Raw genomic sequence first — 18368 nt, forward strand, 5'->3', positions numbered from 1 at the left:
CTCGTGACTTCGTTTTTCGACGCGAAGCTAGCCTCTGGGAGCCCCCGCAAGCAACAATAGGCCTTCAGCGTTCGACTTTGCCGGACGCTGAAGGCCATTGTTGTACTGCGCTGTTCGTATTTTATGGAAGTGACCTAACTTATGTCACAGCTCATGAACAGAAATCAACATCGGAAGCCGTTTTATCGTCGACCATGGTTATGGATAATAGTTATTTTATTATTAATTGGTGGCGGATGGTTCATTAGTAGTCGTAATCAGGCACAGGAGACTCAAGAGGATGCAGTAGTTAAAACAACTAAAGAATCGGATAAGAAGAAAAAATCGACAAAAGAATCTAAAAATAAAGAAAAAACTAGTTCTGTCATCAAATCTTCCAGCGGTAAGGAAAGTCAACGGGGGTCTTCGATAATCGGCCAGCAATCTCAGCAACCGAATGATGAGAAGAGCTATTCAAATAATAGTAGTCCAACGATTCCTTCAACAACTCAACAGCCTAATGATGGAAATACAGCCCCCGCGAGTGGTAAAGAACCAGAGCCGTGGGTTGATCCGGATAACTATGAACCAAATTCAATTATTGGTGATCGTTCAACAATGTATTGCTACTTACCGGGGCAATATCCATATTCTGGGATTGCTCCTGAAAATGTCGTTTATTTTGATTCATTAGCTGATGCTCAGGCAGCTGGATATCGGACCCATCAATAAATGAAAAATCCTTTTAATCCAAGTTTTGGTATTCAACCAACTGTGTTATTAGATCGCGAAGAAGTACAATCAAAATTGGTTAAAGACATTAAAGCGCTTGATACTCCTTATCGAACTACTTTGATTTATGGAAATCGTGGAGTTGGAAAAACAGTTTTTATGAATTCTGTTGGAAAGCAGATTGATCAAGATCCGACGTGGATAACTATTCACTTAATTATTGGAGATAATATGGTGGGACGTTTGGCTGAAATGATTTACCAACAATCAACAAATAAAATCAAAAAAGTATTCGACCAACTCTCCGATATTAATTTTGAAATAGGCGGATTAGGCTTAAAATTCACTCTTAATGATAAACAAACATCAAATTTTCAACTTGTATTAAAAAAAATGTTAAAAATATTAGACAAAAATAACCAGAAAGTATTGGTAATGATTGATGAAGCTCAAGAGGTAACGGGAATGGTTGAATTAGCATCAGTATATCAAGTCATGATTAGTGAGGGGTTACCAATCTCAATAATCATGACTGGATTACCCAAAAATGTTCAAGAATTGCAAAATAATCATGTATTAACTTTCTTATTACGTAGTGGAAGAATAAGTCTTTCTCCACTGAATTACTATGATATCAGAGCGCAATACCAACAAGCATTGAAAGTACGAGATCCGGAAATTTCGCCAGAAGTGGTTCGTCGCGCCGCTCTTCTTTCAGACGGATATGCATATGCCTTTCAATTGCTTGGTTATCTTTTATGGGAATCACCGGATAAACACATTACGATGAAAACTATAGATAGTATCCAGCCAGAGTATCAAGCCCAATTAAGTCGAAATGCTTATAGTAAGATGCTTGAAGAATTATCTATTATGGATCAGCAATTTGTTATTACTATGGCTAAAGCTTCTGAGTACCCTGTTTCAACTAGTTGCTTAAGAACAAAATTAAAGAAAAAGCCTGGTTATATTGGAATGTATCGTCGGCGGTTAATGGATAGTCAACTCATAACACCAGCAGGATATGGAAAGCTAAAATTTACGCTGCCATTATTTAAGCAATTTTTACTTGATGATGGTCAGTATTTAGTTAATTATAGTTAAATGGAAATAGGTAAAGAATACGCGTTAAATAACGGTGATATCATTACCGTTACTCAAGCATATTGGCATTACGAAACTAAAGAAAAATTTTACTCAATTACCACTGATAAAGGGACGGATTGGATTATTAGTGAACAGAAATTATTAAGTCTTATAGCTAAGAAAAGAACAACTGGTGAAAAACTAGCATTATATGCTGATTATTTTGCAGGTCGTCCTGATGTATTTGCTCAAAAGTGGAGTAATGGTAAAGGATATAGTCCAGCATTAAAAAATTGGCGAAGCTTTTATCAATTGCGAAATAATAAAGAAGCATTGTCAAAATTGAAGAAACAATATCTTCCTTATTCTAGGAAAGTAATTTATGAGCAGATTTCTTCTTCAGATAAATATCATCGTTACGGGATCTATCCTTTATTAAAAGATGATAAAACAAAGTTATTAGTTTTTGATTTTGATAAACATCAATCAACCGCTGAACCTTATAAAATGACTAAGGCAGTAATTAAGACTTGCCAAAAATATGATCTTAACTGTCTTCCTGAAATATCATCATCTGGTAATAGTTATCATCTGTGGATATTTTTTAGTCAACCAATTGCGGCAAGTACAGCTAGGTTTCTTGGTAAATTGATTTTAGTAGAGTCGATGATTACTAGTGAAAGTCTTGATTTGTCATCATTTGATCGTATGATTCCTAATCAAGATCGATTACCTGAAAAAGGATTTGGAAATTTGATTGCTTTGCCATTAAAATGGAGTGATGTAAAAGAGAAAAAGTCTATTTTTACTGATAATAATCTTCAGCCTTTAGCACTGTCACAGTTATTTGACCAATTAGAAAACACAAAAAAGTATAGTGAAGAAGAAGTAAAAAATTTCATTAGTCAAATTACTAAAGATCTGAAAATTCTAAAGGGCGAAAACTCTAGATTAATTATCCCGTTTTTGCAAAATTTTCCTAAAAAAGTTGAAGGCTTTATTGCTGGGGAAATATTTATTAATCGTCAAAATTTAACGCGTCAAGAGCAATTATCATTATTAAACTTAGCTACTTTTAGTAATCCAGAATATATTAAGAGACAAAGAATGCGCATGCCTGTGTGGGATGTTCCATCAATTTTAACAGCAGCAAAAATTGATGGTAAATATTTACGATTGCCACGAGGAGTAGAGTCGTCATTAAAAGATAATTGTCATAGTTATTTAAAAGAACAATTTACTCTGTCCAAAGCGTTGAATGTTGAATTTACAGGTACCCTACGGCCACAACAAGAAGAAGCAGTAAATAAAATTGATAAAAATAAATTGGGGATGCTGTGTGCTCATACTGGATTTGGAAAAACAGTTGTTGGATGTGCGCTAATTGCAAGGCGTAAAGCAAGAACATTGATTATTGTGTCTACCGTTAACATCGCTAATCAATGGCGAGATGCTGCTTTAAGATTTTTGAAAATTAAGGATGTGCCATATAAAGAATTAACTAAGACTGGACGATGCGTTAAGAAAAAACAAATTGAAATTATTTCTGGAACTCGTAATCATCCTTCAAAATTAGTCGATATCATTAATATTCGTAAATTAATCCATTTATCAGCTATTGAGCGTACAAAACTATTTCAAGACTATGAACAAATAATTGTTGATGAATGCCATCATATTTCTGCGGTAACCTTTGAAAAAACTTTAGTAGAAGCAAACACACGATATGTTCTGGGGTTAACAGCAACGCCCGAAAGAAAAGATGGATTAGAAAATTTTATGTATTATCGTTGTGGAAATATTATCTACCAAGCTCAAGATAGTGAAAAAGAATATTTGATTTCTCGTTATATATATCCGCGTTATAATAGTTTTCTTGAAGCTAAAAGTAAATTAGAACGTGATACTTATGCGCAAAAGATAAGGTTGATTGCTGAAAATAATGACCGTAATGATCAAATAGTAAAGGACGCACTCCAAGCATTGTCTGAAGGAAGACATATTTTATTGTTGAGTGAACGAATTAAACATCTTAATGAACTTTACGCAAAACTAAAGCAGAAAAATAGCAAAGTATATTTGACTACTGGAACACAAAAATTATCCATTAAGTTATCAAAAATTAAAGACCCATATATTCTTTTGTCGACTGGCAAATATGTGGGAGAAGGATTTGATTTACCAAGTTTAGATACATTATTTTTAACGTTACCTTTTTCTTGGAAAGGTAATACAAAGCAATATCTTGGTCGATTAGAACGAAGCCTAGATAAAAAAGACGAATTACGTGTATATGATTATGTTGATATTGCTGATGAGACATTTGCAAAGATGTATCGGAAGAGGGTAAGAGTCTATAAGCAACAAGGATATAGTTTTGTCCATAGTAAGCAATGGAATAGTTATTCAACTGCTTACTATACTAAAAATGACTATTTGCAGGTATGGAGACAAGATCTAGCTAATGCTAAGAAAGCCTTTATTTGTTTAAAAAGGATTAATCAAAAACAAATTGAAATGTTGAATGAAATGGTAAAATTTAGTCAGATTTCCCTTACTTTGGGTAAAAAGCAGAGAAATTGTGACTATAAACTTTTATCAAATAAAGTCGATTTTAAGTTAAAAGAACAAATTGGTAATAATATTTGTGTTTTTGATCAAAAAATTTGTTGGTATGGTGATTTAAACTTTGGGGGAAATTCTTATAAGAATTCATCAGCTATTCGATTAGTAAATACTGAATTAGCTAAAAAGATTACTAGTTCTAAATATCAAATATGAATGAATGATATCTCTAAAAGCGATTGGCAATTATTCAACAAGCTGCTTCCAAAATGGCAAGAAAGATATATGAATCGCCTTAATCAGGAATACAAAAGAATATTAGATGGTGATGGTTCGGCAGCGAATAAATTTTGGAAGCTGGAAAAACAAATAAAGGCGGATCGAAAATCGCCCGAGGTGCTTGTTGAAGTATCGAAAAGATCCATGTTTCAGACTTTATTGCAGCTGTTATCAGAGAATGTAATTACAGATGAAGATTTAACCGGCCTCAGTAAAGAATTAAGAGATGATATTAATACTGTTATTAAACGATTTGGCTAAATGTTAATTAAGGCAAATAATCTTACTAAAAGATACGGAACAAAATTAGCTCTAGATAACATAAATTTACAGATCGATCGTGGTCAATTAATTGCTTATCTAGGTACTAATGGTGCAGGGAAATCAACTACTATCAATCTTCTTACTGGTTTAATGACGCCAACCTCCGGGATGATCGCACGCCGTCAAGGAATAAAAATTGGCGTTGTCTTCCAAGATAGCATTCTCGATAAAGAGCTTTCAGTTAAAGATAATCTTAACTTTAGATCAAACTTATATCATGAAGATCATACTGAATGGGTTCACCAGTTAATTAGCCTAATGGGCCTCACCCATTTTCTAAATCAGCGCTATGGAACATTATCTGGTGGACAGCGACGCAGGGTTGATATCAATCGTGCCTTGATTACCGACCCAGATATTCTTTTCCTTGACGAACCGACAACTGGATTGGATTTACAAACGCGACTTGTTATTTGGAACCTCCTTCAAAAGCTACAAAAGGAACATGGTCTAACTATTTTTCTAACAACTCATTACTTAGAAGAAGCCGAAAATGCCGATCAAATGTATATCTTAGAAAACGGCAAAATTTTAGTTTCTGGCTCAGCAACCGATATTAAACAACATTATGCACCAACTAAATTAGTGGTTACAACAAATGGACATAAGCTACAAACTAACTACTCTGAGAAACAATTAACACCTCAAAAATTTTCTTTTGATGGCCTTAATTGTTCAGAAGTTATTACATTACTACATAGCAATCAAGAGTATATCATTAACTTCTCATATACCCCCGGTTCAATTAACGATGCTTTTGTCAAAATTACCGGAAAGGAGCTTCAATAAATGATTGCGTTAATTAAAAAAAACTTAAAGATTTACTTTGCTAATAAGATTGGTGTCTTGATGTCTTGCCTTGGTGCTTTAATTTCATTCTTTATTTATATTGGTTTTTTGCAGCAAAACCTGATATCTTCATGGCAATCATTGCCTCATACAAAGGAAATGTTAGGTTTATGGATGATTAGTGGAATTGTCGCCATCGCCGGCATTACCACTTCATTTCAAGCTCTTGGACAATTAGTCAAAGATCGAGAAAGCCGAACATGGGATGATTTAAGTCTAACTGATTTGACACCGTTCCAAATTAATTGTAGCTATTTAACTGCAACAATATTTATTAGCACATTAATGCAGATTATTACATTCTTCATCATGGCAGTTTACTTTATTTTAGTAGATAGTATTACTATTCCAACTACTGCATTGCTTCTCGGATTATTTTTTATTGTTTTAGGTGCAATTGGCGCAAGTGCTGTTAATTTAATTATTGTTGACCTAATCCATTCTTCTACGACTTTTAGCCGCCTTTCTGCCATAATTGGCGCAGCTTCCGGATTTATGATCGCTACTTATATGCCCTATGGAACATTATCCAAATCAGCACAATTTGTAGTAAAATTATTTCCAAGTAGTTATGAGGCTGCTAGCTTGCGAAGCCTTCTGCTAAATAAACTAAGCAAAAAATTTTTACCGCCATCCAGTCGGTACCAAATGATTGAATATCTGGGTATCCACTTCAAGATTCATGGTTATCAGTTAAATAATTATAGTAATGCATTAATGATTGTGGGAATGTCTATAGTTTTAATAGATCTTGGAGCTGTTTGGGCAAATCGATATCAGAGGAAGAGTTAAGTGCAAATTCATTTTCAGTCAGATCCATTACTAGGTCCTGACGATCTTAATATTACTGTGAACGCTGTTACTAAAAACGACAAAGTTATTAACCTGCTTAATTATTTAGATAAGTATGATCAAAAAAGTAGCTCTTTAATCCCAATAAAAACAGAAGATAGGATTTTAACTATAAAGCAAATAGAGCTTATCAAGGTAGAGGTAACCAAAAACATCCTCTCTTTTTATACAAAAAGCGATGTAATTCAAGCAAACGGACGACTATATCAAGTATTAACAAGGCTTAACGAAAATTTTGTTCAAGTATCAAAACACGGCATTATTAATTTAAATCATTTACTTTCCCTAGAAGCTGGATTTACTGGCAATATGATTGCTAAATTAAATTTTGATCAACGTGCCGATGTTTCACGGAAATATCTACCAGAGTTAGAAAGAAGATTGGGACTATAAATGATAAATTTAAAAAGGGGTATCCGTTACTTTATTCGCGGGATGGGTTATGGATCTATTACTTATCTCGCAATTATTGCATTTCTCACACATAATATGACTGTTTCTACTACTAGTGTCATTACAGTGTTCATTATTAGTGGATTGATCGGGGAATTAAGTTTTGTCTTTCAAACAGAACTACCGTATTCGATCGCTCTCGTTATTCACCTAATCGGGACCTTTATTCTATATTCTGTAATGATGCTAATCAATCACTGGCCTCTTAATTGGCAAACCATTGTAATTTTCATTATCGTCTATATCGCTATTTGGCTTTTTATTCGTTTGTTAGAAGAGCAACATATTAATCGAATTAATAAGCAAATTAGAAACAGGCAAAAATAAATGACAGATCGACAAGCAAATGTGAAACTAAGAAGTTATCAAACATCTGATTGTATGGACATTAACCTATACAAAAATCATCACCTCATTTTAGTAACGAAGCGATGAGTGAGTCAATCAGCTGCTAGGGATGTTGCAGACTATCTAGATACAAGCTACGATATTATCTATGGAGAACCGGAATTAGCTGCGCCAGAAGATGACTATCAAGATAAATTTATTCAGCAGTTGCTTGACGAACTAGCTCCAGCACAAGCAGATATACCAACGAATGTTGGCAACCGTCAGTTGATTAACCCGCAAAACTATGGTCAAGCGTATGTAATTACTGCTAAATTAGCTGATTTTAAACCGCTAGCAAGCCGTACGTTCGTGATTAAGGGTAGTAGTACAATTGAGGAACTCGCTGAAACAGTGATTTTGATGTTTCATGGTAACTTGGGACACTTGTATGATGCAATTAATGAACAGACTCAGGAATTTTATACTCAGTCAGAAGATTTTGTGCCAGGCGGGATGACAAAAGTTAAGCTTGATCTAGCAACGGTCTCATTATTAAATGAAAAAGATAAATTAACTATTCATTATGACTATGGGGACGGCTGGGAGTTTAAACTTCATGTCCAAAAAATTCAACCAGTTACTAATGAGGAGCTACCACATGTTCAAAAAGCCCGTGGTTACGGTATTATTGAATATGTTGGTGGTGTCGGTGCTTTAGAGCAGTATTATGATGATTACCAAAAAGGGCAAGTTGATCCTGACTTTTTAGACTGGTTAGGTGGAGAACCAATTGACCTTGATACTGTGGACATCAACGAATTAAACCAGTTAATTAAATGATTGCCAGTCTTTACTGACAAATTAGGCGAGGGTAAGTTTAGTCAAGTTGCCATTAACTTTCTAAATGAAATGCCTTTTTTGGTTGATCCACAACGTACTTGGTTAATGCAGAATGTTTTTTCATTTAATTTATACCGGCCAATCTCATCTGCTGAAAACGAAAAACTTAAAAATTATTTGCAGATAATTGCTAGCCACCAAGCAGAATTTAAGGAAACCCTTAACGATAATGATGATTTTTCATCAACTGAGGATTTCAATGATCTTGTCTACTTATTGTTAGCTCTATCTGGAAATGATCAGGAAGTATTAATGAAATTTTGCCAATTGGTTAATGAAGAATATCCGGTAAAGGTGAAAGCTCCACGACCGGGGGCAAAATATTGTACGATCAAGCCACAATTTAAAGATCCCCGTATTTGGGCGGATGACGAAGGAAAAGCCTCAGCAGATAATCCAGCAACAGTTCAAGCGATTAGCCAAAACAACCAGCAAATGATTGACCAGTTTATCGCCAGTGCTGATGGTCAGTTAATGGGAGATGATAAGACTGCTCGTCGTATCTTGGACCAATTTTTGAACCACTTCATGTTAAAAATAAAATTTGCACGGTCACTACTAACCTAGATGGCACAGTTATTTTATAGTCCTGACCTGGCTGATCGACTACCTTATAATAATACTGGTAAGATTAGCCAAAAACCTTTACGACGGTGGCGGCTTAGTCTGGTAAAGATTGATAATAAAACATACTACCTATTATGTAGAAGAGGAAACTGGTTTGCCAGTCTTTACTGATTGGTTCAATTAATTGACCTTTATGCGGAACATTTTGATCCTACTTATTCTGCGGAAGAACTTTCATTGTATCATCAAGGAGGGACAGTTGATCCCTTGGTGCGCAAATATTTAGAACTCTTAAAATCATGTCGGACAGTGATTTTTATAACTCCTTGCTGGTGGAATAGTATTCCCGGAATGTTAAAAGGGGTTATTGATAAGGTGATGAAAGAGGGCCCCGATCTCTCCCATACGGTAACCAGGACCGGAATTAAAGGGCTATTGACGAATGTCCAGCATTGCTATGTATTAACTACTTCAACTTCGCCAACTTGGTACTTGCGGTTTTTCTGTGGGGATGATATTCAGCGAGTATTTGTTAATACAACCTTGAAACAACTTGGCTTTGAGCATCGGAAGTGGCTTAACTTTGGCGGGATTTCCTGGTCATCCCCGCAACGCCGCCAAAGTTATTTGCAAAAAATTGCCCAATATCGATTTAAGTAAATGAAAGAAGAACTTTGTGTTCACCTGGTTCCGCTCTTTAATCAGTTAAGTTTAGAACGCCAGCGCCAAGTGGAACAGCTGGTTCATCACCAGCGTATTAAGCGCGGAACAATTGTTGTGAGTCCAGACATGGATGACCGGTTAGTGATTGTAAAAAGTGGCCATGGTCGAATGTACCAACTAAGTGAAGATGGTGAAGAACGGGTGCAACGAATGCTGAAGACAGGTGATTATGTTGGTGAAACCTGGCTCCTGGGGGTTGCCAACCATAGTAGTTATGTAGAAATGACTACAGACAGTGATATCTGTATTCTTAATCGGCAAGACTTTATCCAGTTGATTCACCACCAAAGCGAAATTGCCTTAAAACTAATGGCAGGACAGGCAGTAATGATTGAAAGTCTTCGTCAGCAAACACGGCTGATGGGACTGCCAAACATTGAAGAACGGGTAGTGACTTATCTGAAACAATTGATGGTTGATCAACAGAGTTCGAAAGTTAAGCTACCCTTGAAACTCAAGGACCTTTCTTCATACCTTGGGACAACCCCCGAAACATTATCGCGGACGCTTGCTCAATTGGAAGCGGATAGTAAACTCACGCGTCATTTGCGAACGATCCAAATTATTCGTTTATAAATGACTAGTGAAGAACAGTATCAACAGGAACTAAAACAGAGCGATATTGATCACCATACACCAACGGCAGGGGCGATGACGGGTCATATCATTGCCAACTTATTAATTCATTCACTAAAGATTAGTCAGGCAAAGCTGTTTACGAAAGGGAATGCGGCATTGTTTTTATCCCAATATGGCGATGATTGGATTGCGCATGAACAGGAAGCATTTAATCACCTGAATCAGCTGCTAGTTCAGAATGGTGAGAGTATTCCAACGACGACGGATCAGTTTCGTGAATTTACCATGCTAGAAGAAAGGGGTGCTGATAAGTATTTGCCAGGGGATGACCAATTATTTGCCTTGGTAAAGGATTTTGACACGCAGATTCTCTTTATCACGAAGGCCATTGCTCTTGGCAATAAAGAAGAATGGCCCGAATTAGCAGTAGATTTAACGGAATTATTGTCATGGATCAAAAAGCAAATTGCTTTAACCCAGCGCTTCTTGGGGCATGATTTACGGACGGGGTTGTATACTGAAGAAGATGATGATGACTTCTAAATGGAAAAAGTAATGATGAAACTTGATGGTTTAACTTGTCCATCATGCCTAACTAAGATTCAAAAAAGTGTTGAAACCATTGACGGGACCGATGACGTGAAGGTACTGTTCAATGCGGGAAAGGTTAAATTTACACTAGATTTGGCCAAAGCTTCACCCGATGATGTTCAAGCAAATATTGAAAAAATGGGATACACGGTTCAGGGAATTAAGGTAAAGGAGCTATCAGATGACTAGATGGTCAAAGTACAACGATTCCTGACTGAGCAACGGCAAGCATTGGTGATCAGCTTGACCGTTTTATTAATTCTGGCAGAAGCTTTTCGCTTTATCAGCTCAAATAACTTAATGTATCAGATCCTAATGGCCATTGCAGGGGTCATCGGTCTATTGCCGATTTTATTCACAGCCGTCTCATCATTAGAGGTACGGCTGATATCGATTGATGTTCTCGTCAGTATTGCGGTGATCGGTGCTTTTATCATTGGCGAATATAACGAAGCGGCGATTGTTACCTGGCTTTTTATGGTTGGTGAGGTATTAGAAAACGCTACTTTAAGGAAGACACGGTCGGCAATTAAGCAGCTAACCGAACTTGCTCCTCAAACCGCGGTGGTGATTGATGAAGATGGCAATACCAGTGATGAGGATGTGGACTTCATTGATCCGGGGGACATGGTCTTAATTAAGACTGGAAATCAGGTTCCAGTCGATGGCACGATCAAGACTGGGACTGCCGTTCTAAATGAAGCCAGTATTACTGGGGAGTCTCGGTTAGTTAAGAAACATCCTGGAGATGCAGTTTTTGCGGGAACCATTTTGGAGAATGGGACGGTGACGGTGAATACTACCGCGGCAGGCGAAGATACTACGTTCGGTAAAATTATTGAACTAGTGGAAGAAGCTCAGGATTCGCAAACGAAGACGCAACGCTTTATTGATCGCTTCGCCCGTTATTACACGCCAGTTGTGCTATTGGTAGCAATTATGGTTGGCTTGATTACACGAGACGTGCGGTTAGCAATTACCGTAATGGTTCTTGGCTGTCCAGGTGCGCTTGTGATTGGTGTCCCTGCATCTACTGTTGCTGGAATCGGTAATGGTGCTCGTCAGGGGATTCTCTTTAAGGGTTCCAATGTCATGGACCGGATGAAGCATATTGACACGATTGCCTTTGATAAGACGGGTACCTTAACTGTCGGGAAGCCGGTTGTTACTAGTGTCAATGTTCTGAACGGAGACCGACAGACGATTATTGATCAAGCGGTAGCAGTTGAACAACGATCGGACCACCCGTTGGCACAAGCAATTGGCAAGCTAGATAGGAAGCACGATTATCAGCCAACCGATATTCAAACGATTAAGGGACAGGGAATCCGAGCGCAAATTGGTGAAGGTGAGTACTTATTAGGTAATCCAACCCTGATTAAAGACTTATTAGGTACCAGTTCAACTCTCGACCAACTCATTGATCAACTGACGAGTGATGGAAATTCGATTGTTATTTTTGCCAGCATGGATCACCATGAATTGGCAATCTTTGGTATCAAAGATCAGTTACGATCACAGGCACAATCGGCGTTACGACAATTAAAAGCGTTAGGGGTCAAACGACTCATAATGTTGACTGGCGATAATGAAGGAACCGCTCATCAGATCGCAGCTAACCTGCCAATCGATGAAGTTCACGCAGCGATGCTTCCTCAAGGGAAAGCTGACTATCTCAAACAGCAACAGGCTGACGGTCATCGGATCGCATTTATTGGTGACGGGATTAATGATAGTCCGGCACTCTCCGCAGCTGATGTTGCAGTGGCAATGGGTTCCGGTACTGATGTTGCAATGGATGTAGCCGACCTAGTACTTGTGAAATCAGATCTGAATAGTCTAGTCACCAGTTTTCGCTTGGCACGGCGAACCACCACCAATATGAATGAAAACATCTTGATTGCCTTACTGACGGTAGTGCTATTGTTTATTGGACTTTTTGTTGGTTATATCGAAATGGCATCAGGAATGCTGATTCATGAGCTTAGTATTCTGATTGTTATTTTGAACAGTATGCGGTTGATGAAACGAATTTCTCAAAATTGAATGGAATTAGCTAACTCTGCTTTTAATGTGACCCTTAAATATTGTGATGATCATAAAGATATATTGGCTGTCTTATTATCGGACAATGGCGATATTAATCTATACCATGCGATTATTAACTTGGCAAACGATGAATTTCTTGAACGAGCTCCGTACTTATTCAACACGACTAGAGCAGAAATTCAAAAGGTCCCTCTCTATAAGTTTTTTCAAACACTGTATGTGGACAGTATTATCAAGTTACTTCTCTTTTGGCTGAATCATCGATCCACAATGAGTATTGATGATGGTAAATATCTTGCTGGACTGATTCAAACTAAATCAAATATTTAAATGGACGTTCGGACAATCAATACTAAAAACCGAATCCTCAATGGATTAATTAAGGTTTTATCAACACAAAAGTTAAGTGAATGTCGAACTATCGATATTATTAATCAAGCCGAAGTTAGTAAGAAGACCTTTTATAATTATTTTAAAAATAAGAAGGATTTTATCCACTGGGTAGAGACGAATATCCTCATTAGCTTGAAAAATGCGCTGCAAAAAGACCGGACATCACTAGAAGATACTCATAATGCATCAGAACAAAAATTATGGAATTAGATGACTAAAGCATTATTAATTATTGATTATACAAACGATTTTGTCGCTGACAATGGTGCGCTTACTTGTGGCAAGCCAGCGCAGGAATTAGAAGATTATTTGGTTCAGCTGGCCAACCGTTTTTACCAAAATGGCGACTACGTAATTTTCCCGACTGATGCCCATTGTAGGGACCGGTTTAGTCCAGAAGCTAAACTCTTCCCGCCACATAACGTGGTCGGTACGCCTGGTCAACAGCTATACGGCAAGGTTAATGACTGGTTTGAACAACATCAGGCCAGTGACCGGGTTTACCAGTTTAATAAGAACCGCTATTCATCATTTCAAAATACTAATCTTGATAACTACCTGCGAGAACGAAAAATTGATAACTTGTGGATTACAGGTGTTTGCACCGATATCTGTGTCCTGCACACCGCAATTGCCGCCTATAATTTGAACTACCAGATTACGATTCCGGTTAAGGGGGTCGCCACCTTTACCAAGCATGGTCAGGAGTGGGCGCTTGACCATTTTAAGAATTCACTGGGTGCGACGCTGGTTTAAATGAAACATGAATTATTAACCGACATGTATGAGTTTTCAATGGCCAACGGTTATTATCAAACGCTTCCCCACGATAAGCAGGCGCGCTTCGATGTCTTTTACCGTAAGGCGCCCGATGATGGCAGTTTTGTGATTAGTGCTGGATTGATGCAAGTAATTGATGAAGTTAAGAACTGGCACTTTTCAACTGGTGACATTGCTTATCTGCGGTCCCTTAACCACTTTAGTGACGACTTTCTCTTTTACCTGACAGCAGCTCACAACCGCTGCTCAATTAAGGCAATCCCAGAAGGCACGCCAGTCTTCCCACAGGAACCAATCCTTAGTATTAGTGGCCCACTAATTGATGTCCAACTTCTCGAAACCCTGATCTTAAACATCATTAACCACCAATCATTGATTGCAACGAAGGCATGGCAGATTACCAGCGTTACTGGCGGACGCCCAGTAATGGAATTTGGTGCACGACGGGCGCAGGGGCCTGATGCCGCAATATATGGTGCGCGGGCTGCCATTATTGGTGGGTGCAGTAGTACCTCCAATGTGCTAGCTGCCAAGCTGTTTAACCTTCCGGCGGCGGGGACGATGGCCCACGCCTGGATTGAAAGCTTTCCTGATGAATTAACGGCCTTTCGTGCCTGGGCCAAAATTTACCCTGACAATGCTGCCCTGTTAGTTGATACTTACGATGTGGTTAACTCTGGAGTACCGAACGCAATTAAAGTCTTTAAGGAATTGCGGGCAGCTGGCCACGAACCGGTTGGTATCCGCATCGATTCTGGTGATATTGCCCAGTTGGCAGCCAAGGCTCGGAAGATGATGGACGAGGCTGGTTTTACCAACGCTAAGATTACTGCTTCAAACGCCCTTGATGCCCACATTGTTAAGTCATTGCTTGATGAAGGGGCACCACTGGATAACTTTGGGATCGGTGAGCGACTAATTACCAGTTCATCCAGTCCAGTATTAAGCGTTGTTTATAAAATGTCGGCACTAGAAAATGATGGCAAATGGGTGCCAAAGATCAAGATTAGTAATAGTCGCGAAAAGATTACGCTCCCTGGGAATAAGCAGATTTACCGGCTCTACGATAAGCATAATCCCCAACACGCTGTTGCCGATGTAATTGCCCTGGCTGACGAGCAGATTGGAACCGAAATTGCGGCAATCAATGCTGACATTCACGTCACCCGGAATAAAGTGATTCTAACTGACTTCATTGCTAAGCCACTGCTTAAGCAAGTTTTGACACTGAAAAAAGCGGCGCCAATTGAAACCGACACTTTTGCCATCCAGCATTTTGCGCAGACCGAATTAGCACAGCTGCCGGCGGCTACTAAGCGGTTGCTTAATCCGGACCGCTTCCCAGTTTATTTAACCAAGCGGTTAGCTGACTTGCAACAAAAGCTGGTTGATGAGGCACAAAAATAAATGGCTGACAAAGTTGTTGCGCATCCGCTAATTACGATTGCAAATATTATTTGGAGTTTTAATCCCCTGACCCATTTACCACAAGTCCTGCTGGTCAAACGGGCTTGTCCGCCATTTGAGGGCCACTGGGCTTTACCAGAAACCCTATTGTGGCGGGATGAAAGTGCTGACGCTGCCTGTATCCGCCTGATTAAGGATAAAATTGGTGTTCGTCTATCAAACAGTGCTACCGAACAGTTGGCAACCTTCACCGATCCCGACCGGGTAAGCCGTGGGCGGGCCTTGGCGATTGCCTACATGACTTTCTTACCGACAATGCCGCAACTGAGGGCCGGGTACGGAGCAACCGAAGTCGGGTGGTTTAGTCTTAACTTTGACCACGGGAAGTTTATCTTGCAAAATGGTGACTTAGTTTTGAGTTTGGCTGCAGGACCGGCGCTAGCATTTGACCACCACCAAATTATTAATACGGCCATTGTACGAATTAAAAATAAACTGGACTACCAGCCAACCATTTTACAGATCTTAGGACCGACTTTTACCCTTCGGCAAGCCCGCGAAGTTTATGCTACTTTCCGCCAAACAACGGTCGATCAAATTGATAATTCTAATTTTAAAAAGACCCACCAAAAGCTGTTTAAGGAAGTTGGTACCGCCGCAACAAAGCGGTCAGGCCGGCCACCAAAGTTATTTAAACTGGTACTACCTTGCGTCTAAATGGAAATCACAATTAATGGTGAAAAGCGGCAATTAGTAGGCAATCCACCAGCTGTTGGTGACGAATTCCCACACTTTAAGGTTTTTGATAAGAATGGTGACAAGGTTAAGACCCGGCAATTGCTTGGCAAAATAACTCTCTTAAGCGTTGTTCCAGATATTAACACCCCGGTTTGTAGCATTCAAACACAGCGGTTTAACTCAACAATGGACCAATTCCCAGAGGTTAATTTCCTTACCATTTCAACTAACACGACTGAAGATCAACAGAAGTGGTGTGCCGCTGAAGGTGTCAAAAACATGGAATTGGTTTCTGACAAGGAAGAATCCTTTGGTTACGAATCAAAGCTGTTAATACCAGATGAAGGAATCCTTGCGCGGTCAGTCTGGATTCTTGATCCGGATGGGAAGGTTGTTTACCGGCAAATTGTAACTGAATTAACTGATGAACCAGACTACGAAAAAGCAATTGCTGAATTAAAGAAGTTAATTTAGATGGTTGATGAAGCTAGTAAGGAAGTACTAGCTTTTCAAGTAAGTCATCATCCTAATCTACAACTTGTCAAAAGTACTATTGATGAATTACTGCAAAAATTACCTGATAATGCCCATCCTATTATTCATTCAGATCAAGGATGGCAATATCAGCAGGTTTACTATGCCAAAACACTAGCTAATCTTCATTTTGTTCAAAGCATGTCCCGTAAGGGCAATTGCCATGACAATGCGCCCATTGAGAGTTTCTTTCACCTATACAAAACGGAACTGTTTAATGGATTTACGCCATGTAAAGATTTTGGAGAGTTCAAAAAGCTTTCCTTAAACTATGTATATCGTTTCAACAGCCAACGAATCTCTTTAAAACAAAAGGCATGAGTGGATCAGATCAGGACTGATCAAGCTAAGCTTCCTAAGAAACAGCGTTACTCGGTTGGTAAGCTCCTCCAAAGAACCTCATTATCGATAGCAACTTATTACGATGAGCGGAAGCGCATCGCTAACCCTTACGATAAATACGCTCAAGTTAAACAACGAGTGTTGGCGATTAGCGGGCAGGGGCTTTATCGCGGACGACGAACCTACGGTTATCGTCGCGTGAAAGCTTTACTTGATCAAGACGGGATTCACTTAGCCGACGCCACAGTTACCCGCATCATGTGTCAGCTAGGCGTCCAAGTAAGTATATATAACCAACACCGTAATGGTAAATATTCATCATATCGCGGTACTGTTGGAAAAATTGCACAGAATGTTCTCCAACAATCCTTTACAGCAACGAAACCATACCAAGTCATCCACATCGATATCACTCAGATATGAATGGCGATGGTAGCAGCCGAATATGATCTCTTGCCTAATCAAATTAGGCATTGGAAACGAGATTTTCATCAAGGCGGTTACCAGGCATTAATGCCTCATCTTAAAGGTAGGCTACCTAAAGTGAAAAAGAAAAAACGGAAAGCGTTAAAGAAACAAGTCAATAAAAATGAGATTGAACGACTTAAGGAAGAATTGGCACAAACCAAACAAGAATTGTATGACGTCAAAATGGATCGGGATATTCTAAAAAAATCGTTGGCCCTGTTCGGACCCTCAAGGCTCGACAAAAAACACAAATAGATGGTAAAGAAAGTGCAACCAGTGACCCATCAACCACTAATAACAACAAGTGAGAATATCAGTTCAGAGCAATTATTGAATGATTTGCACTATCAACAATCAAAACAGATCATCCAGAATCTGCTTAATAAAGGCTTAATCTCGCTCACCGAATTTAAGGACATTGATGCCTTAAACAAGCAGTCATTTCCACCATTATTAGGGCCCAGAAACGTTGATACATCAGGTCTCTAGATGTCAACCATTACTAAAATTCAAAGCTACCAATGTGATGTCAAACAACTACGGGTGGCGGCCTATTGTCGGGTTTCAACGGACAACATTGAACAGTTGGAAAGTCTTGAAAATCAACGTATTCATTACCAATGATTGACGAAGCGTGATGCCTTAAAAGAATTACTAGCTGATTGTCATAATCATCTAATCGACCTCGTAGTTACCAAGTCGATCAGCCGCTTATCACGGAATACAACCGATTGTTTACGAATCGTTCGAGAGTTACAACAGCTGAACATCCCGATTATCTTTGAAAAGGAACATATCAACACTGGAGCAATGGCCAGTGAATTATTTCTCACCGTTTGTAAAATTAA

At 38.8% G+C, this 18368-nt stretch carries 26 protein-coding genes and 1 pseudogene; all 27 read left to right on the forward strand.

The genetic code is table 11. From position 1 onward, the window contains the following. Positions 1–153 precede the first annotated feature (153 nt). The gene (locus HHK02_RS06645; protein ID WP_152704086.1) at positions 154–711 is read left to right on the forward strand and encodes a hypothetical protein; all 558 of its coding nucleotides are present in this window, start codon (positions 154–156) and stop codon (positions 709–711) included. Next, positions 712–1815 (forward strand): AAA family ATPase, encoded by a 1104-nt coding sequence (locus HHK02_RS06650; protein ID WP_139561387.1) that lies wholly within the window; start codon positions 712–714, stop codon positions 1813–1815. Continuing rightward, the gene (locus HHK02_RS06655) at positions 1816–4578 is read left to right on the forward strand and encodes a TOTE conflict system archaeo-eukaryotic primase domain-containing protein (protein WP_181462190.1); all 2763 of its coding nucleotides are present in this window, start codon (positions 1816–1818) and stop codon (positions 4576–4578) included. It abuts the gene before it with no gap. Beyond that, positions 4579–4902, forward strand: coding sequence for a multidrug transporter (locus tag HHK02_RS06660; protein WP_152704085.1), 324 nt, complete (start codon positions 4579–4581; stop codon positions 4900–4902). Further along, positions 4903–5754 (forward strand): ABC transporter ATP-binding protein, encoded by an 852-nt coding sequence (locus HHK02_RS06665; RefSeq protein WP_139561390.1) that lies wholly within the window; start codon positions 4903–4905, stop codon positions 5752–5754. It begins immediately after the preceding gene. Then, on the forward strand, positions 5755–6606 hold the full coding sequence (locus HHK02_RS06670; protein ID WP_139561391.1) for an ABC transporter permease: 852 nt from the start codon (positions 5755–5757) through the stop codon (positions 6604–6606). Continuing rightward, a complete protein-coding gene (locus tag HHK02_RS06675) occupies positions 6607–7059 on the forward strand; it encodes a LytTR family DNA-binding domain-containing protein (protein ID WP_102815863.1) in 453 nt (150 codons plus the stop codon). It abuts the gene before it with no gap. Then, positions 7060–7446, forward strand: coding sequence for a DUF3021 domain-containing protein (locus HHK02_RS06680; protein WP_003664455.1), 387 nt, complete (start codon positions 7060–7062; stop codon positions 7444–7446). A gap of 108 nt (positions 7447–7554) precedes the next feature. Then, complete coding sequence (locus HHK02_RS06685) at positions 7555–8289, forward strand: plasmid pRiA4b ORF-3 family protein (protein ID WP_224758147.1); 735 nt, start codon at positions 7555–7557, stop codon at positions 8287–8289. Next, on the forward strand, positions 8290–8916 hold the full coding sequence (locus HHK02_RS12610; RefSeq protein ID WP_225432471.1) for a hypothetical protein: 627 nt from the start codon (positions 8290–8292) through the stop codon (positions 8914–8916). Beyond that, positions 8917–9087, forward strand: coding sequence for a hypothetical protein (locus HHK02_RS06695; protein ID WP_181462191.1), 171 nt, complete (start codon positions 8917–8919; stop codon positions 9085–9087). Continuing rightward, positions 9088–9576, forward strand: a complete 489-nt coding sequence (locus HHK02_RS06700; RefSeq protein WP_225433516.1) for an NAD(P)H-dependent oxidoreductase — start codon at positions 9088–9090, stop codon at positions 9574–9576. Continuing rightward, a complete protein-coding gene (locus HHK02_RS06705; protein WP_098035335.1) occupies positions 9577–10215 on the forward strand; it encodes a Crp/Fnr family transcriptional regulator in 639 nt (212 codons plus the stop codon). It abuts the gene before it with no gap. Further along, positions 10216–10761, forward strand: a complete 546-nt coding sequence (locus tag HHK02_RS06710) for a DNA-binding protein (RefSeq protein WP_139561393.1) — start codon at positions 10216–10218, stop codon at positions 10759–10761. After that, a complete protein-coding gene (locus tag HHK02_RS06715; RefSeq protein WP_003664466.1) occupies positions 10762–10998 on the forward strand; it encodes a heavy-metal-associated domain-containing protein in 237 nt (78 codons plus the stop codon). It abuts the gene before it with no gap. After that, complete coding sequence (locus HHK02_RS06720; protein ID WP_152704083.1) at positions 10999–12855, forward strand: heavy metal translocating P-type ATPase; 1857 nt, start codon at positions 10999–11001, stop codon at positions 12853–12855. Further along, positions 12856–13188, forward strand: a complete 333-nt coding sequence (locus HHK02_RS06725; protein ID WP_152704082.1) for a TetR/AcrR family transcriptional regulator C-terminal domain-containing protein — start codon at positions 12856–12858, stop codon at positions 13186–13188. It begins immediately after the preceding gene. Next, positions 13189–13461, forward strand: coding sequence for a TetR/AcrR family transcriptional regulator (locus HHK02_RS06730; protein ID WP_152704081.1), 273 nt, complete (start codon positions 13189–13191; stop codon positions 13459–13461). It begins immediately after the preceding gene. Beyond that, positions 13462–14007: a cysteine hydrolase family protein gene (locus HHK02_RS06735; protein ID WP_181462192.1), complete on the forward strand. Its 546-nt coding sequence runs from the start codon at positions 13462–13464 to the stop codon at positions 14005–14007. It abuts the gene before it with no gap. Continuing rightward, positions 14008–15438, forward strand: coding sequence for a nicotinate phosphoribosyltransferase (locus tag HHK02_RS06740; RefSeq protein ID WP_152704079.1), 1431 nt, complete (start codon positions 14008–14010; stop codon positions 15436–15438). Next, complete coding sequence (locus tag HHK02_RS06745; protein ID WP_152704078.1) at positions 15439–16155, forward strand: NUDIX hydrolase; 717 nt, start codon at positions 15439–15441, stop codon at positions 16153–16155. Next, positions 16156–16650 carry a thiol peroxidase gene (gene tpx, locus HHK02_RS06750; RefSeq protein ID WP_003671718.1) on the forward strand — a complete coding sequence of 165 codons (495 nt, stop codon included), beginning with the start codon at positions 16156–16158 and terminating at the stop codon, positions 16648–16650. After that, a complete protein-coding gene (locus tag HHK02_RS06755) occupies positions 16651–17031 on the forward strand; it encodes a DDE-type integrase/transposase/recombinase (protein ID WP_181462193.1) in 381 nt (126 codons plus the stop codon). It begins immediately after the preceding gene. Next, on the forward strand, positions 17032–17475 hold the full coding sequence (locus tag HHK02_RS06760; RefSeq protein ID WP_231124817.1) for an IS3 family transposase: 444 nt from the start codon (positions 17032–17034) through the stop codon (positions 17473–17475). Continuing rightward, on the forward strand, positions 17476–17775 hold the full coding sequence (locus HHK02_RS06765; RefSeq protein WP_152704304.1) for a transposase: 300 nt from the start codon (positions 17476–17478) through the stop codon (positions 17773–17775). Further along, on the forward strand, positions 17776–18009 hold the full coding sequence (locus HHK02_RS06770; RefSeq protein ID WP_152704303.1) for an SHOCT domain-containing protein: 234 nt from the start codon (positions 17776–17778) through the stop codon (positions 18007–18009). Continuing rightward, positions 18010–18357: pseudogene (locus tag HHK02_RS13110) on the forward strand (recombinase family protein); the annotation flags it as partial. Between the last annotated feature and the right edge of the window lie 11 nt (positions 18358–18368).

Origin of the sequence: Limosilactobacillus reuteri (assembly GCF_013694365.1) — a bacterium.
Lineage (GTDB): Bacteria > Bacillota > Bacilli > Lactobacillales > Lactobacillaceae > Limosilactobacillus > Limosilactobacillus reuteri_E.

Bases quoted from the DNA above. Each gene is read 5' to 3' on its own strand.
- HHK02_RS06755 (WP_181462193.1), top strand. From the start codon at position 16,651: ATGGTTGATGAAGCTAGTAAGGAAGTACTAGCTTTTCAAGTAAGTCAT.
- HHK02_RS06705 (WP_098035335.1), top strand. From the start codon at position 9,577: ATGAAAGAAGAACTTTGTGTTCACCTGGTTCCGCTCTTTAATCAGTTA.
- HHK02_RS06735 (WP_181462192.1), top strand. From the start codon at position 13,462: ATGACTAAAGCATTATTAATTATTGATTATACAAACGATTTTGTCGCT.
- HHK02_RS06715 (WP_003664466.1), top strand. From the start codon at position 10,762: ATGGAAAAAGTAATGATGAAACTTGATGGTTTAACTTGTCCATCATGC.
- HHK02_RS06665 (WP_139561390.1), top strand. From the start codon at position 4,903: ATGTTAATTAAGGCAAATAATCTTACTAAAAGATACGGAACAAAATTA.
- HHK02_RS06725 (WP_152704082.1), top strand. From the start codon at position 12,856: ATGGAATTAGCTAACTCTGCTTTTAATGTGACCCTTAAATATTGTGAT.
- HHK02_RS06710 (WP_139561393.1), top strand. From the start codon at position 10,216: ATGACTAGTGAAGAACAGTATCAACAGGAACTAAAACAGAGCGATATT.
- HHK02_RS06745 (WP_152704078.1), top strand. From the start codon at position 15,439: ATGGCTGACAAAGTTGTTGCGCATCCGCTAATTACGATTGCAAATATT.
- HHK02_RS06670 (WP_139561391.1), top strand. From the start codon at position 5,755: ATGATTGCGTTAATTAAAAAAAACTTAAAGATTTACTTTGCTAATAAG.
- HHK02_RS06720 (WP_152704083.1), top strand. From the start codon at position 10,999: ATGGTCAAAGTACAACGATTCCTGACTGAGCAACGGCAAGCATTGGTG.
- HHK02_RS06655 (WP_181462190.1), top strand. From the start codon at position 1,816: ATGGAAATAGGTAAAGAATACGCGTTAAATAACGGTGATATCATTACC.
- HHK02_RS06660 (WP_152704085.1), top strand. From the start codon at position 4,579: ATGAATGATATCTCTAAAAGCGATTGGCAATTATTCAACAAGCTGCTT.
- HHK02_RS06730 (WP_152704081.1), top strand. From the start codon at position 13,189: ATGGACGTTCGGACAATCAATACTAAAAACCGAATCCTCAATGGATTA.
- HHK02_RS06765 (WP_152704304.1), top strand. From the start codon at position 17,476: ATGGCGATGGTAGCAGCCGAATATGATCTCTTGCCTAATCAAATTAGG.
- tpx (WP_003671718.1), top strand. From the start codon at position 16,156: ATGGAAATCACAATTAATGGTGAAAAGCGGCAATTAGTAGGCAATCCA.
- HHK02_RS06680 (WP_003664455.1), top strand. From the start codon at position 7,060: ATGATAAATTTAAAAAGGGGTATCCGTTACTTTATTCGCGGGATGGGT.
- HHK02_RS06650 (WP_139561387.1), top strand. From the start codon at position 712: ATGAAAAATCCTTTTAATCCAAGTTTTGGTATTCAACCAACTGTGTTA.
- HHK02_RS06695 (WP_181462191.1), top strand. From the start codon at position 8,917: ATGGCACAGTTATTTTATAGTCCTGACCTGGCTGATCGACTACCTTAT.
- HHK02_RS06740 (WP_152704079.1), top strand. From the start codon at position 14,008: ATGAAACATGAATTATTAACCGACATGTATGAGTTTTCAATGGCCAAC.
- HHK02_RS06770 (WP_152704303.1), top strand. From the start codon at position 17,776: ATGGTAAAGAAAGTGCAACCAGTGACCCATCAACCACTAATAACAACA.
- HHK02_RS06645 (WP_152704086.1), top strand. From the start codon at position 154: ATGAACAGAAATCAACATCGGAAGCCGTTTTATCGTCGACCATGGTTA.